General features: G+C 71.1%; 12 protein-coding genes. 6 read left to right on the forward strand and 6 right to left on the reverse strand.

Translation table 11 applies throughout. The features are described 5' to 3' along the window. Positions 1-13: 13 nt before the first annotated feature. From ADK65_RS13800 to ADK65_RS13815, 4 genes are all read right to left on the reverse strand, one after another. A complete protein-coding gene (locus tag ADK65_RS13800; protein ID WP_053670367.1) occupies positions 14-1,192 on the reverse strand; it encodes a serine hydrolase domain-containing protein in 1,179 nt (392 codons plus the stop codon). A gap of 96 nt (positions 1,193-1,288) precedes the next feature. Then, positions 1,289-2,002 carry a response regulator gene (locus ADK65_RS13805; protein ID WP_053670368.1) on the reverse strand — a complete coding sequence of 238 codons (714 nt, stop codon included), beginning with the start codon at positions 2,000-2,002 and terminating at the stop codon, positions 1,289-1,291. After that, positions 1,999-3,168, reverse strand: a complete 1,170-nt coding sequence (locus ADK65_RS13810) for a sensor histidine kinase (protein ID WP_053670370.1) — start codon at positions 3,166-3,168, stop codon at positions 1,999-2,001. Before ADK65_RS13810 ends, ADK65_RS13805 begins: the two co-directional genes overlap by 4 nt. An 86-nt stretch (positions 3,169-3,254) precedes the next feature. Then, positions 3,255-3,638, reverse strand: a complete 384-nt coding sequence (locus tag ADK65_RS13815; protein ID WP_053670372.1) for an ArsR/SmtB family transcription factor — start codon at positions 3,636-3,638, stop codon at positions 3,255-3,257. Positions 3,639-3,736: 98 nt separating this feature from the next. On the opposite strand from ADK65_RS13815, the gene ADK65_RS13820 reads away from it, so the two are divergent. Next, positions 3,737-4,999 carry an MFS transporter gene (locus ADK65_RS13820; protein WP_053670373.1) on the forward strand — a complete coding sequence of 421 codons (1,263 nt, stop codon included), beginning with the start codon at positions 3,737-3,739 and terminating at the stop codon, positions 4,997-4,999. A gap of 36 nt (positions 5,000-5,035) precedes the next feature. Here ADK65_RS13820 and ADK65_RS13825 read toward each other — a convergent pair whose 3' ends face one another. After that, on the reverse strand, positions 5,036-5,356 hold the full coding sequence (locus tag ADK65_RS13825) for a GYD domain-containing protein (RefSeq protein ID WP_053670374.1): 321 nt from the start codon (positions 5,354-5,356) through the stop codon (positions 5,036-5,038). Between the two features lie 241 nt (positions 5,357-5,597). Continuing rightward, a complete protein-coding gene (locus tag ADK65_RS13830) occupies positions 5,598-8,525 on the reverse strand; it encodes a tetratricopeptide repeat protein (RefSeq protein ID WP_159038778.1) in 2,928 nt (975 codons plus the stop codon). A 381-nt stretch (positions 8,526-8,906) separates the two neighbouring features. Here ADK65_RS13830 and ADK65_RS13835 point away from each other — a divergent pair, with 381 nt between their 5' ends. The 5 genes from ADK65_RS13835 (at position 8,907) to ADK65_RS13855 (ending at position 13,667) form a co-directional block, all read left to right on the forward strand. Beyond that, positions 8,907-9,818 (forward strand): LysR family transcriptional regulator, encoded by a 912-nt coding sequence (locus ADK65_RS13835; RefSeq protein WP_053670376.1) that lies wholly within the window; start codon positions 8,907-8,909, stop codon positions 9,816-9,818. Positions 9,819-9,970: 152 nt separating this feature from the next. Next, positions 9,971-11,140: a CaiB/BaiF CoA transferase family protein gene (locus ADK65_RS13840; RefSeq protein WP_053670377.1), complete on the forward strand. Its 1,170-nt coding sequence runs from the start codon at positions 9,971-9,973 to the stop codon at positions 11,138-11,140. A gap of 31 nt (positions 11,141-11,171) precedes the next feature. Continuing rightward, a complete protein-coding gene (locus tag ADK65_RS13845) occupies positions 11,172-11,948 on the forward strand; it encodes a crotonase/enoyl-CoA hydratase family protein (protein WP_053670378.1) in 777 nt (258 codons plus the stop codon). 7 nt (positions 11,949-11,955) lie between these two features. Beyond that, positions 11,956-12,702: an acetoacetate decarboxylase gene (locus ADK65_RS13850; RefSeq protein WP_053670379.1), complete on the forward strand. Its 747-nt coding sequence runs from the start codon at positions 11,956-11,958 to the stop codon at positions 12,700-12,702. Continuing rightward, on the forward strand, positions 12,699-13,667 hold the full coding sequence (locus ADK65_RS13855; protein WP_053670380.1) for a 3-hydroxyacyl-CoA dehydrogenase NAD-binding domain-containing protein: 969 nt from the start codon (positions 12,699-12,701) through the stop codon (positions 13,665-13,667). The genes ADK65_RS13850 and ADK65_RS13855 overlap by 4 nt, the downstream gene beginning before the upstream one ends.

Genomic DNA, 13,667 nt, shown 5'->3' on the forward strand with positions numbered 1-13,667 from the left:
GCGCCCGCCCCGCTCACGGTCTGCCGTAGGCCGCGACCATGATCTTCTCGGCGGTCCGGTTCATGCCCCGGCCCTTGGCGTCGGTGGAGTTGACGCTGTAGACGAGGGTGCGCGAGCCGCCGCGGGTGGAGGCGATGGCGGCGTTGTATCCCCAGCGCCCGCCCGTCTTGCCCCAGACCTCCCGCCCGCCGAGCACCTTCATGGACAGACCGACGGAGTAGGCGGCCGGTTCCCCGGTCTCGAAGTCGCTCGCCTCGGGCAGGGTGAACATCTCCTCCAGCAGCGGCCCGCGCACGATCCGTCCACGGAACAGGGCCTGCGTGAACCGCTCCAGGTCGGCGGTGGTCGAGACGATGTCCCCGGCCGCCCAGCCGTCCGTCGACCCCCACACGGAGACGTCCCGGAGTCCGGTCGTGCCGTCGTCGAGCCGCATGGTCTGGTAGCCGTGGTTGTGCGGCCCGGTGATGCGCGGGTTCGCCCCCGGGAAGTACGTGTCGCGCAGTCCCAGCGGCCCGAGCACCCGCCGGGCGACCTGACGCTCGTAGGTGTCGTGGGTGGCGCGTTCGATGAGCAGGCCGGCGATGGTGTACCCGACGTTGAGGTAGTGCTGCCGCTCGCCCGGCGCGAATTCGCGCTTCTTCGACGTCGCCGAACGGACCATGTCCTCGGGGTCGTGGACCTGGAAACGGTTCGCGTACCACTCCTCGACGGTGGTGCCGGGGAAGTCCGGCGCCGGGATGCCGTGCGTGTGGTTCAGGAGCTGCCGGACGGTGACGCCCGCGTACGACGCCGGGATCAGGTCCGGGAGGTAGGAGCGGGCGGTGCGATCGAGGTCCAGGCGGCCCTCCTCGGCCAGTCGCAGGGCGACCGCCGCGGTGAAGACCTTGGTCACGGACCCGGCGCGGAAGCGGGCGGCGGGATCCGCGGGCCGTCCGGACCGCAGGTCGTGCACGCCCGAACTGCCCCGCCACACCCCTTCCGTGCCCCCTACCCGCACGAGTGCGGCGGTGGCGTCGGCGGCGGGCAGCCCGGCGATCGCGGCTTGTAGGGCGGTGTCCGGGGACTGCTCCGCGGTGACGCGTGCGGCCGTCGGGGCGGCCGGGGCGGAGGCGGCGGCCGGGAGCACGGCCGGTCCTGCGGCGATGCCCGCGACGAGCACGACGGCGGTGAGCAGACGAGTACGGGTCTTCATGGCGAACTCCGGTGAGAGGGGCCGACGTTGTGCGACGCCTTCATCCTCCGGAGCGGAGCCGCCGCGCGGATCGCCTCCGCCGGTGGTCCTGCGGCGTCACTTTCTCGCCGGCATGGGGGAGGACCCGGCCCGGGCCCCTCCCCCCGGCGGGGGATCCCCGGCGGCGACGAGGCCCGTCTCGTACGCACAGATCACGGCCTGGATCCGGTCCCTGAGGCCCAGTTTGGCCAGCACGTTGCCGACGTGCGTCTTCACCGTGTGGTCGCTGACCACCAGTTCCGCGGCGATCTCGGCGTTCGACAGGCCCCGCGCGAGCAGCAGCAGCGTCTCGCGCTCCCGGGCGGTCAGGACGTCCAGCCGGGGATCGGGCCGGCGGTTCCGGGCGGCGGCGGGCCGGGTGTACTGCTCCACCAGGCGCCGGGCGACGGAGGGCGCGAGCAGCGAGTCCCCCCGGGCGACGACCCGCACGGCGTGCACGAGGTCGTCCCGGCGGACGTCCTTGAGCAGGAAGCCGCTCGCGCCCGCGTGCAGCGCGTCGTACACGTACTCGTCGGAGTCGAAGGTCGTCAGCATCACGGTCCGGCAGTCGCCCAGGGCGCTGATCGCGCGGCAGGCCTCGATCCCGTCCATGCGCGGCATCCTGATGTCGAGCAGCGCCACGTCCGGAGCGTGCCGCCGTACCGCCTCGACCGCTTCGGCCCCGTCACCCGCCTCGGCGACGACCTCGATGTCCGGCTGCGCGTCCAGGATCATCGCGAAGCCGCTGCGCACGAGCTCCTGATCGTCGGCGACGGCGACACGCAGCGTCATCGCCCGGCCTCCGCCGCCTCGGGCACGGGAATCCGCACCCGCACCTCGAACCCCCGCCCGTCCGCGCCGGGCCCCGCGGTCGCGCTGCCCCCGTGCGCCGCCGCCCGTTCCCGCATCCCGGCGAGCCCGTGCCCGCCCCGGCGGGACGTCCCTCGCGGTCCCTTTCCGTCATCGATCACAACGACCCCCAACTCGTCTGCCCCGTAGTGCAATCGGACGTGCACCGACCGTGCGTCCGCATGCTTGAGGGTATTGGTCAGGGCCTCCTGGACCACCCGGAAGACGGTGGCCCCGGCGCCCTCCGGAACGGGCCGGAGGTCGCCGACGGCCTGGTACGTCACGTCGAGTCCGCCCCCGCGCACCCGGTCGAGGAGACCGGGCAGGGCGGCGAGTCCGGGCTGCGGCTCGCGCGGGGCGGCGGAACCGGGCTCGTCGGCGTCGTCCCGCAGCACGCCCAGCATGTTCCGCAACTGTGTCATGGCGTCCCGCCCGGTCGCGGAGATGGCGTCGAAGGCGGCCACGGCCCGATCGGGCGCGACCCGCACGGCCACCGGTCCGGCCTCGGCCTGCACGATCATCAGGCTCACGGCGTGGGAGAGGACGTCGTGCATCTCCCGTGCGATCCGGGCCCGTTCGCGCGCGGCGGCCTGTTCGGCCTCGACACGGTGGGCCCGCTGCCGGGCGTCGGTCAGCCGCCCGAACCCGTAGGCGGAGGCGAACACGAAGAGCGAGAAGGTCAGTTCACGGGCCGACCGGGTGTTGAGCCACACCCCGACCGGCACGGCGGCCAGCAGCACGAGTCCGGTCAGGAGCCGCTTGCGGGGGCTCGCCAGCGCGGCGACGGTGTAGGTGACGATCAGCCCGGTGTACGGCAACGGCTGTCCCGGCCCGTCGACGGTCAGCCGGTACAGCGCGCTGGTGGCCAGCACCGCGAACAGCACGGCGACGGGGGCGCGCCTGCGCCAGACCAGCGGCAGGACGGTGAGCGTGCTCAGCCCGTACGCGGCCCAGGTCGCCGGCGGCAGCCCCGGCGCGCGCGGCACGAGGAACGGCATGGTCATCGCGCCCTGGACAAGCAGCGCGACGCCGATGTCGACCAGAAGCGGATGAGCCGTCGCGAGGGCCCTGCCCCGCTCCCGCCCTCGCCCTTGCCCTCGTGTGCCCATGCCGACGTACGCCCCCTCGTGTGCGGCCGATTCCCGAAACCGTAACGGGGGCGGTGGCCTCACGCGCCGGACGGGGAAGCCCCGTTTCAGGGCGCGTCAGGCGGTGTCCAAGCCGCGACCAGATCCAGCAGCCCCGGGAAACGGGCGTTCAGGTCGTCCACCCGGACGTGGCTGCGGCGTTCCAGGCCGTACTGGCGCTGGCGGGTGACGCCGGCCTCGCGCAATGCCTTGAAGTGGTGGGTGAGGGAGGACTTGGGGCGGTCGAGGCCGAACCAGCCGCAGGAGTGGTCGAACGCCTCCGACTCGAGCAGGAGTTTGCGCACGATGCGCAGGCGCAGCGGGTCGCTCAGCGCGCCCAGCACGGTCTCCAGCCGCAGCTCACCGACCGCCGGCTCGGGCAGCGGATCGGGCAGGTTCTCCGGCTCCGGCACCACCTTGACGACCGGCGCTTGTCGAACCGTCGCGGACATGGCCAGCTCCCTGTCGCCGAAATCCTTTGTACGAGTTCAATCGTACTGCATGCTAGGTTCGAGAAAACTCGTACCAACCTCGCCGGAGGGAGCACCTCATGTCGCAGAGCCGGACCCTGTTCGCCGAGACGGTGGACGAACAGCAGGCCGCACAGCCGGAACCGGCCCCGCCCACGGCGCCCACGCCCACCTGGTGGGTTTGGCTGACGGCCTGGCCGGTCACCGCCGTCTTCGTGCTGTCCAACGCGGCGACCCCGCTGTACGTGCTGTGGCAGCGCGACATCGGGTTCTCCAAGGGCACCCTGACCGTCGTCTTCGCTTTCTACATCGTCGGACTGCTCGGCTCGCTGCTCATGTCGGGCGTCGTCTCCGACCGGCTGGGACGCAAAGCCGTGCTGCTGCCCGCCCTCGCGCTCGCCCTGGCCGCCTGCGCGATCTTCGCGACCGCCACGTCGGTCGCCGCACTGATCGTCGCCCGGCTGTTCACCGGCATCGCCGTCGGCGCGGTCGTCTCCGCCGGCATGGCCGCCGTGACGGACGTGGCGGGCCCTGGGCGCAAGCGGCTGGCAGCCCTGCTCGCCTCGTGCGCGATGGTCTTCGGCGCCGGCCTCGGCCCGCTGCTCGCCGGCGTGCTGTCCGAGACGCTCCCGGCCCCCACCGCCACCGTCTTCGTCGTCGAGGCGGTTCTGCTGTTCACGGCCGTCCTCGCCGTGCTGCACATGCCGGTACGCCGCCCCGCCGCCCGCGGCGAGGGCGCCTGGTTGCGCGTGCCCGGCGTCCCGCACGGCAACGGCATCCACCTCACTCTCGGCATCGCGGTGTTCGCCCCCGGCATCACCGCCACGTCCTTCGTGCTGTCGCTGGGCCCCACCCTGCTGACCGAACTGCTCGGCACCACCAGCCGGATCGTCGCCGGATCCATGGCGTTCGTCATGTTCCTCGCCGCCACCGGCGTCCAGTTCGCCGTGCAGAAGCTGCCCCGGCGCACCATCCTGACCGCCGGTGCGATCAGCACCACCCTCAGCATGGCCGCGCTGATCGCCGCCGTGCACGCTTCCTCGGTCGTGCTGCTCGTCGCCTCCGCCCTGCTCGCCGGGGCCGGTCAGGGCATGGGTCAGCTCGGCGGACTGTCCTTGCTCAACTCCACCGTTCCGGCGCAGCGCCTCGCCGAGGCCAACGCCGCGCTGAACGTGGGCGGTTACATCCCGGCCGGCCTGCTCCCGGTATCCACGGGCTACCTCATGGACGCCGTGGGACTGCCGGCCGGTACGACCCTCTTCGGCACCGTCCTGACGGGCCTCGCCGCCATCGGCGGGCTCGTCGTCCTCTCCGGCCATCGCCGGGTGTCCGAGCCGGCGTGACGGGGCGCGACGCCTCGCCGCGGGCGCATACCCCCCTCACGCTCCCGCCGCCCGGAAGGTGACCTCCCGGCGGACGGCCCCGTCGATCTCCTCGACGGTGAGCAGCGGCGTCGCCCGGGTGCGGACGGTCCCGCTGGCCTTGACGGTGAGGCTGACTGCCGCCATGGAGACGCTGTCGGGGAAGTCGACGATCATCACGACGTCGTCGTCCCCGAAGGCGAAGTACATCGCCTCGACCCGCCCCCCGAGCCCGCTGACGACCTGCTCCACGGCGGCCCGGCGCCCACTGCCCCCTTCTTTGAGCAGGCCCTTGGTGCCTTCGGTGGTGTAGCCGGCCTGAATGAGGAACTTCGGCATGGCTGTCTCCCGCCCATCGCTTGTCGGAGGTGGGGCATGCCTTCCCGGTGCGCCGACGATCGCTGTACGGAAAAGGTCGTATTCACTCGCTCGGCAGCTGTCAGGAGGCCATCGCGGTGTTGAAGCGACCTTCTCCACGAGGGCGCGGACCTCGCGTTCGGGAGGCGGGCCCATCCGAGCCGAGGGAGAAAGCGGCCGCCCCGGCGGCGTGCGTACAGGGCGGAGTACGGCCCGCCCGCTCCTACGGAGTGATCGCCTGCCGCACACGCTGCGCCCGCTCGAGGTCGGGGTGCCCGACCGCATACCGGGCCACATAGAGGGACACGGCCCTGTCGATGTCAGTCACCGCGCCCTCCTGGTCCCCCGCCGCACGCCGGGTCAGGGAGCGCTCGACCACCGCGTCGGCAACGTAGGGGTGCTCACTGCCCATGCACCGCTCGAACATGGCGACGGCCCGGTTCAGCACTGACATCGATTCCTCGTAGCGGCCCTGGTCGCACAGCAGCGCACCCAGTTTCGTGAGACTGCCCGCCACATCCGGGTGGTCCTGGAACTCCTCCTCCCGCACCGCGACAACCCGCCGCAGCAGTCCGTACGCCTCCTCCAGGCGCCCCGAGCGCCGCAGGACCTCGGCGAGATGACCGTCGACATCGATCACGTCGCGGTGGTTCTCCCCGTAGTCGGCCCCGTAGTCTGCGATGAGCAGGGTGCGCGCCGTGCGCAGTTCCTGCTCCGCTGTGTCGAGGTCGTCCAGTTCCCTGCTGATGATGCCGAGATGCTTGTGACACGTGGCCATGTCGATGGCCGGGGTGTCCGGCAGGGCCGAACGCACCTCGAGCGCCTTGCGGTAGGCGTCGGCGGCTTCCTGGAGACGGCCGCGCCTCCACAGGGCGTCTCCGTACGTCACCCACGCCTCCGCTACCAGCGGAGGCCGGACGCCGTCGGACTGACGCACGTGCTCCAGCACCTCAAGGGCGACCCGCTCGGCTTCCTCGAATGCGGTCGACTCTCTCAGAATTCGGCTCAGATGGAGGCGCAGCCGGCCCACGAAGTGATCCTGGTCGCCGAGCTCGCCGACCGCCGCCGCGATGGCCTGCTCGATCACGCGGCGGGCCTCCCTCAGCTCGGCCTGGTGGTAGTAGACACGGCCGAGTGCGGCGAGCACCGTGGCCCTCGCCAGTCGGTCGGGTTCCACTCGTGACGACTCCACCTCCAGAGACTGCTCCAGCAGTGCCCGCGCCGGACGGTGTTCGCCCCGGAGGTGCAGATAGCGTCCGGCACGCAGTAGCAGTGATCCCAATACGGCGGGACAGCGCTCCCGTAGCAGCGGGGAGTGGGCCGCCCGCGCCTCGGTGAGTTCCAGAACGTGCGGCATGAGACGTTGGCACGTCACCCAGGACGCCGGGCTCGAAGGCTCCAGAGGGAACGCCGCGTTCACCAAGGCCAGGGCCGAACAGACCGCCCAGCGCTGTTCCTCGGGGCCGGCCATCCGACTGAGCACGTACTCCTGAGCCAGGCGGTGGATGGTGATGCGGTCCTCCGTGGCGTCGACCAGCGACAGCCTGACAAGGACCGCCAGCGCGCGGTCGTACTCGGCTCGCGTGGCCGGCAGCCCCCCTCGCTCCCCGCCGACGACACCCACGTGCTCGGGGACCAGGTCTCTTGGGATGTCGTCCGGCGCCAGAAAGGAGAAGACGGAGAGCAGCGCCCGGACGTGCGGATTCTCGTCGTTCGCTGAGTCGAAACTGACATTCCAGGAAGTGGCCATGGCCGAGGCAAACCAATCCGTGTCGGCTGCTGCTGACATGTGGCGCGGTCCCTCGCCCAGCAGGGCTCGGTATCCGGCCAGCGACGCACGGCGCTCCTCCACATAGGCGCCGACGTACTCCAAGGCGAAGGGAAGACCGCCCAGCCGGGCGGCGACGTCCCGCGCGGCCTCGCGGTCGGACTCCCGCGTGCGTTTGAGGAGAAAGGCCTCCCCGTCGTCCACGTCGAAGGCTCTCAAGGGGACCCGGGTCACGCCCAGGGAGCCCCAATTGGGGTTGCGCGACGTGATCAGCACGTCGCCGTTCGACGCTCGGGGCCAGATAGTGGAGACATCCGGGGGCTGCTCGACGTTGTCGTAGACAAGGAGCCAGCGGCTCCGCTCGCGTAGAGCGCTCCAGAGCCGGGTGAGCATCACTGTCAGGTCCGGGACCTCCTCCGCCCCCAGGGTCCGTGCGAGTTCGGAGAGCTGGCCGCTCAACGACACCTGGCGCTCGGCATTGACCCACCACACCACGTCGTAGTGGCTGCCGAAGCGATGTCCGAACTCCAGCGCTGTCTGGGTCTTGCCGACTCCCGGCAGACCCACCAAGCCACCGGCGTCGGGGCGGGACCCGCCGTCGTCCGAGAGCAAGCACTGCGCGAGCGTGGCCAGAGCAGTGTCACGATCCGTGAAGTGGGGGTTGCGCGGGGGGAAGTTGGTGATGGCCGCGCCCCATGCGGGGTAGCCGAGCCCAGCGGCGAGGAGTGCCACGTCTGTCACCGCACCCCCTGGTGTGAGGCCCAACCGGTGGAGTCGTGTCACCAGAGCGGACGCGGCCACATCCGGTTCCCGGGACGACAGGTCCAGACAGGCGTCGTGGGGCAGCGTCTCGAGCGGATCGGCCTCCCCCTGCCGCGCGTCGCCCCAGAGATCTAGTGATCCATAGCGGATCCAGCTGATCGGCTCGCCCGCCTCATGGGCGGCGATCAGCTGGTGCTGCCATCCGGTGTAATGGGCCAGGTTCTGCGGCGGGACCTCGGGGAGCAGGACCAGGGCGCTGTCGGCACCGTCCAGAAGCTGCTGTACGGCCTGCTCCGGCTCGTCGTCCCGGGGCGGCAGTCCGCCCCGCCGCAGGACGGTGAACCCGGCGCGGACCAGTACCGTGGCGGTCCAGTCCGCCCAGGTCCGCTCCCCTGGCAGGTAGCAGAGGGCTATGGTCGGCTGTTCCGACGGCATGTCCTGAGCCCCGCGCGGTTCGCTGACACCACGCGGATCCGCCACGCCGCGGTCGGTCACGGCAGCCGTACCGAGATAGGTGATGCCGGCCGTCAGGCCCGTGGCGACGACCTGGGACAGGGACGGGCTTCCGGCGAACCCCTCGCCGACGCTGGCGTAAGAGACGACGGCGCCACCGAGCGCCATGACGGAGGGCATAGCGATTCGGGCCACCCACGTACGCGCGGCCGCACCGGGTCCACAGGCCACGGCATCACCCTCGGGCCCCGCCAGGGAGGCGGGCGGGGGATCGAGGTCATCCGGCCCGGGCTCGGGGAGGAGGGACATCAGGTCGGCCGGCCTTCCGGGGAGCTGGTGACGGCAGAGCGCATCCTCACCCCTAGCTGAAGTCAACTCCGGCAAATTCTAGGCGATTTATCCATTGATCACAGTGTTCGTGCGGGCAAGGGGGTGACCTGACGGGACGGTTCGCGCCGCTGCTTCGGCTGGTGCGGGAACGAGGCGGCGAAGTCGTCCAGCGGGGCGCGGACCGCCCTGACCTGGGCGCCACCCTTTAGGCTTGATCCCGTGGAGCTCCTGCACCTGCGCTATTTCCTCGCCGTCGCCCAAGAACTGAACTTCTCCACCGCCGCCCGCAAACTGCACATGGCCGCCTCCCCGTTGAGCCGGCGGATCAAGGACCTCGAGAACGAGGTCGGGCACCGGCTGTTCGACCGGGACACCCATCACGTACGGCTCACCGCGGCCGGCAACGCGCTGCTGCCGATCGCCCGCGGAGTACTGGAGCAGGTCGACTCCATCAAGTGGCGGCTGGACGAGACGGCCCGCCCGCAGCGCACCACCCTGCTGCTCGGTGTGCCCACCGGCGTCCATCCCGACCTGCGGGAACGGATGGACGCCCTGGCCGAGCGGGTCGGCGACCGGTTCGAGATCAAACGCTGGCCCGGCGGCACCGACCGGCTCGTCGACGCGGTGTGCGACGGCCGGCTGGCGCTGACGCTGGCCCGGCTCCCGGCCGGCGGTGATCCGGCGCTGGAGCAGATGCCGGTGATGTCGGAGCGGCTCGGCGCGGTCGTGCCCCGGGACCGGTTCGAGGGGCGCGAGTCCGTCGCCCTCGCGGAACTGGCGGAACTCGCCTACGCGGGCTCTCCGACGGCGGTGACCAACGCCTACTTCCGCGGCCTCGACCAGCAGCTCGCCGAACTCGGCATCAAGCAGCGCATCGAACTGGGCACCGCCACATTCGAGGGAATCTCCGAAATAGTCTCCAGCGGTCTGGCGTTCTCCATTTCCATGCTGGATCCGAGAAGTCCGGTGCAGAATTACCGTCTCGACAACGTCACCGTCCTTCCCTTCTCCGATTTCCACCCCCGTCTGGAGACGGGTCTGATCTGGCGCAAGGACCGAGCCAACGGCGGTGACCTGCGGGAAGTCATTGAGGTGGCTCGAGAGGTGTTCGCCGAGCCGCTCCACTCATAATCACCGTAAAACCTTCACGAAAAGCGGTATGACCACTGTGGTCATACCGCTTTTCGTTATTCGGTCATGCCATTCGTTTCCCCTCGCAGGCTCGCCGCGCTAACTTAGTTTCCAGATACACACACATGGCGAGCGAAGGAGTGAAGAAACCGATGGCGGACATCAATGACACCGTCGCCGGCCCGCTGCAGGGCGTCCGCGTGATCGACCTCTCGACCGTGGTGATGGGCCCCTACGCCGCCCAGATCCTCGGCGACCTGGGCGCCGACGTGATCAAGATCGAGTCGCCGGCCGACACCGTCCGCGTGGGCCACTACAAGACCACCCCGGGCATGACCCCGCTGAACCTCAACGTCAACCGCAACAAGCGCAGCGTCGCCCTCGACCTCAAGGACGACACCGACCGCGAGCGCGCCCTGCGGCTGATCGACACCGCGGACGTACTGATCACCAACATGCGCCCCGGCGCCCTGCACCGCCTGGGCCTGTCCTACGACGACATCGCCGCCCGCAACCCCGGCCTCGTCTACGCGCACGCCCAGGGCTTCCGCAGCGACTCGGACCGGGCCGGCAACGCCGCGTACGACGAGACCGTGCAGGCCGCCTCCGGTCTGGTCGACATCGCCGACCGGGCGCTCGGCGAGCCCGTCTACCTGCCGACCATCATCGGCGACAAGGTCTCCTCGCTGACCATCGCCTACAGCGTGCTGGCCGCCCTGCTGCACCGCAACAACACCGGCCAGGGCCAGCTCGTCGAGATCCCGATGACCGACACCCTGATCGCCTTCAACCTGGTCGAGCACCTCGCGGGCCACACCCACGTGCCCGAGACCGGCCCCACCGGCTTCGCGCTGTCGATGCTGAAGGGCCACAAGGCCGTGCGCACCAAGGACGGTCTGGCCTGCGTCATGCCGTACAACCCGCACAACTACCGGGACTTCTTCACCGCCGCCGGACGCCCGGACCTCGCCGAGGACCCGCGCGTGAACGGCGACGCCATCGACAGCGCCGACCACGAGGACCTGGCCGAGCTGCTGGCGGCCTGCGCACCGGCGCTGACCACCGAAGAGTGGGCCGAGGTGTGCGCCAAGCACAGCATCCCGATGGCCCCGGTGCTGGAACTCGACCGTGCCCACGACGACCCCTACGTCCGTGACGGCCACCTGCTCGACAGCGTCGAGCACCCGACCGAGGGCACGGTCCGCACCATCGGCATCCCGCTGCGCTTCTCCGCCACCCCCGGCTCGATCCGCCGCCTCGCTCCCGTCGCGGGCCAGGACACCGAGGACGTTTTCGCCGAACTCGACGCCACCACCCGCTGATCGTCAGCAGACCGTCACAGGAGGAACAGCCATGAGCGCCCCCGCATCTCCCGTCGTGCGCACCGAACACATCGGCTCCACCCTGCTCATCACCCTGGACCGCCCCGAGGCCCGCAACGCCGTGAACGCCGCGACCGCCACCGCGCTGGCCGACGCTCTCGACGAGCTGGAGGCCGACCCCGCCCTGCGGGTCGGCGTCCTGACCGGCGAGGGCGGCACGTTCAGCGCCGGCATGGACCTCAAGGCGGCCCTGCGCGGCGAGTCGCCCGACGTCGAGGGCCGCGGATTCGGCGGCCTGACCGAGGCCCGGCCGGACAAGCCCCTCATCGCCGCCGTGGAGGGCTTCGCCATGGGCGGCGGCTTCGAACTGGCCCTGGCCTGCGACCTGATCGTCGCCGCCGAGGACGCCCGGTTCGGTCTGCCCGAGGTCAAGCGCGGTCTGATCGCCGCGGGCGGCGGCGTGATCCGGCTGCCCCAGCGCATCCCGCACCACCTGGCGATGGAGTTCCTGCTGACCGGCGACCCCGTCGACGGCCGCCGGGCCGGCGAACTGGGCCTGGCCAACCGGGTGACCGGGAAGGGGCAGGCCGTCGCCGAGGCGCTCCGGCTGGCCGAACGCGTCGCGGAGAACGCCCCGCTCGCCCTCGCCGCGGTCAAGCGCGTGGTGCGCGCCGCAGAGGGGGCGTCCGACGAGGAGGCCTTCGCCTTCCAGCGCACGCGGATGAAGTCGCTGATGGCCTCGGACGACGTACGCGAGGGCATGACCGCCTTCGCCGAGCGCCGCCCCGCGCGCTGGACCGGGCGGTGAGCCGGACATGATGGCCGCAGACGTACGACAGCACGTCACCACCCCCCTCACCAGCCCGGCGTACGCGCCGATGGTGCCGCGCTTCACCGACCGCGAGTACCTCAACGTCGTCTACCGCACCGATCCCGACGCGCTGCGGGCCGTCGTCCCCGAACCGCTGCGGATCGACGAGCCGCTGGTCCGGTTCGAGGTCATGAAGATGGGCGACGTCAGCGGCTACGGCCCTTACACCGAGGCCGGCCAGGCGATCCCCGTCAGCTTCGAGGGCGAACGGGGCGAGTACCTGCACACGATGCACCTGGACAACTTCCCGGCCACCGCCTCCGGCCGCGAGGTCTCCGCCTACCCGAAGGTCATCGGCTCCCCGGCGCTGTACGTCGACTCCGGCGCGCTCGTCGGCACCCTCGACCACGGCAGCCTGCGGGTCGCCACCGCGACCATGGGCTACAAGCACCACGAGCTGGACCGGGCCGAGGCCGAGGCACAGATCACCGTGCCCACCTTCATGCTGAAGACGATCCCCGGCTACGACGGTCTGCCGCGCGTGCAGGAACTCGTCCGCACCCGCATCACCGACGTCACCGTCAAGGGCGCCTGGACCGGCCCCGCCCGGCTCCAGCTGTTCCAGCACGTGCTCGCCCCGCTGGCCGACCTGCCGGTGCTGGACGTCGTCTCCGCCAGCCACATCCTCACCGACCTGACGCTGGCAGGCGTCGAGCCGGTCCACGACTACCTGAAGGGAGCCGCGTCATGAACCGCGCCTTCCGTACCGCCGCGGTGATCGGCGCCGGGACCATTGGACTGTCCTGGGCCACGCTGTTCGCCGCGCACGGCCTGACCGTCCGGGTGAGCGACCCGCGCCCCGACCTCGCCGAGGCCGTGGACGAGGCCCTGGCCACCTACACCCCGCATCTGGCCGCCCGCGGCCTGGACGTCACCGGCCTCGCCGACCGCGTGCACCTCGCCGCGGACGTCGCCGAGGCCGTCCGGGACGCCGACGTGGTCCAGGAGAACGGACCCGAGCGGGCCGAGTTCAAGAAGGACCTGTTCGCCACGCTCGCCCGGGAGGCACCCGCACACGCCCTGCTGCTCAGCTCCTCCTCGGCGATCCCGTCGAGCGCGTTCACCGGGGAGCTGTCCGACGAGGACGCCGCACGGGTGCTGATCGGCCATCCCTTCAACCCGCCGCACCTGGTCCCGCTCGTCGAGGTCGTCCCCGGGATACGCACCGGCGAGGACGCCGTGCTGGACGCGGTGGACTTCTACACATCGGTCGGCCGCACCCCGGTCGTCGAGCGCAAGGAGATCCCCGGCTTCGTCGGCAACCGCCTGCAGAACGCCCTCAGCCGCGAGGCCGCGTACCTCGTGCAGGAGGGCGTGGTGACCCCCGAGGACCTCGACAAGGTCGTGATCAACTCGCTGGGCCTGCGCTGGGCCACCGTCGGGCCGTTCCTCGGCGCGCACCTGGGCGGCGGACCCGGCGGTTACCGGCACCTGGTCGAGCACATCGGCAAGTCGATGCAGAAGACCGGCGCGGGACTCGGCACCCCGGCGCATGACATGGAACAGAAGGAACAAGAGGAAGCACAGGAACGGCTCATCGAAGCCGTGGAAAAGGCCTACGGCTCCTCCACGTACTCGGAGCTCACCGAGACGCGCGACCGCAGGCAACTCGCTGTCCTGGCAGCCCTGGACAGCGCGGACAAGGAGGAGAACTGA

The sequence above is a fragment of the Streptomyces sp. NRRL B-1140 genome (assembly GCF_001280065.1).
Classification (GTDB): Bacteria; Actinomycetota; Actinomycetes; order Streptomycetales; family Streptomycetaceae; genus Streptomyces.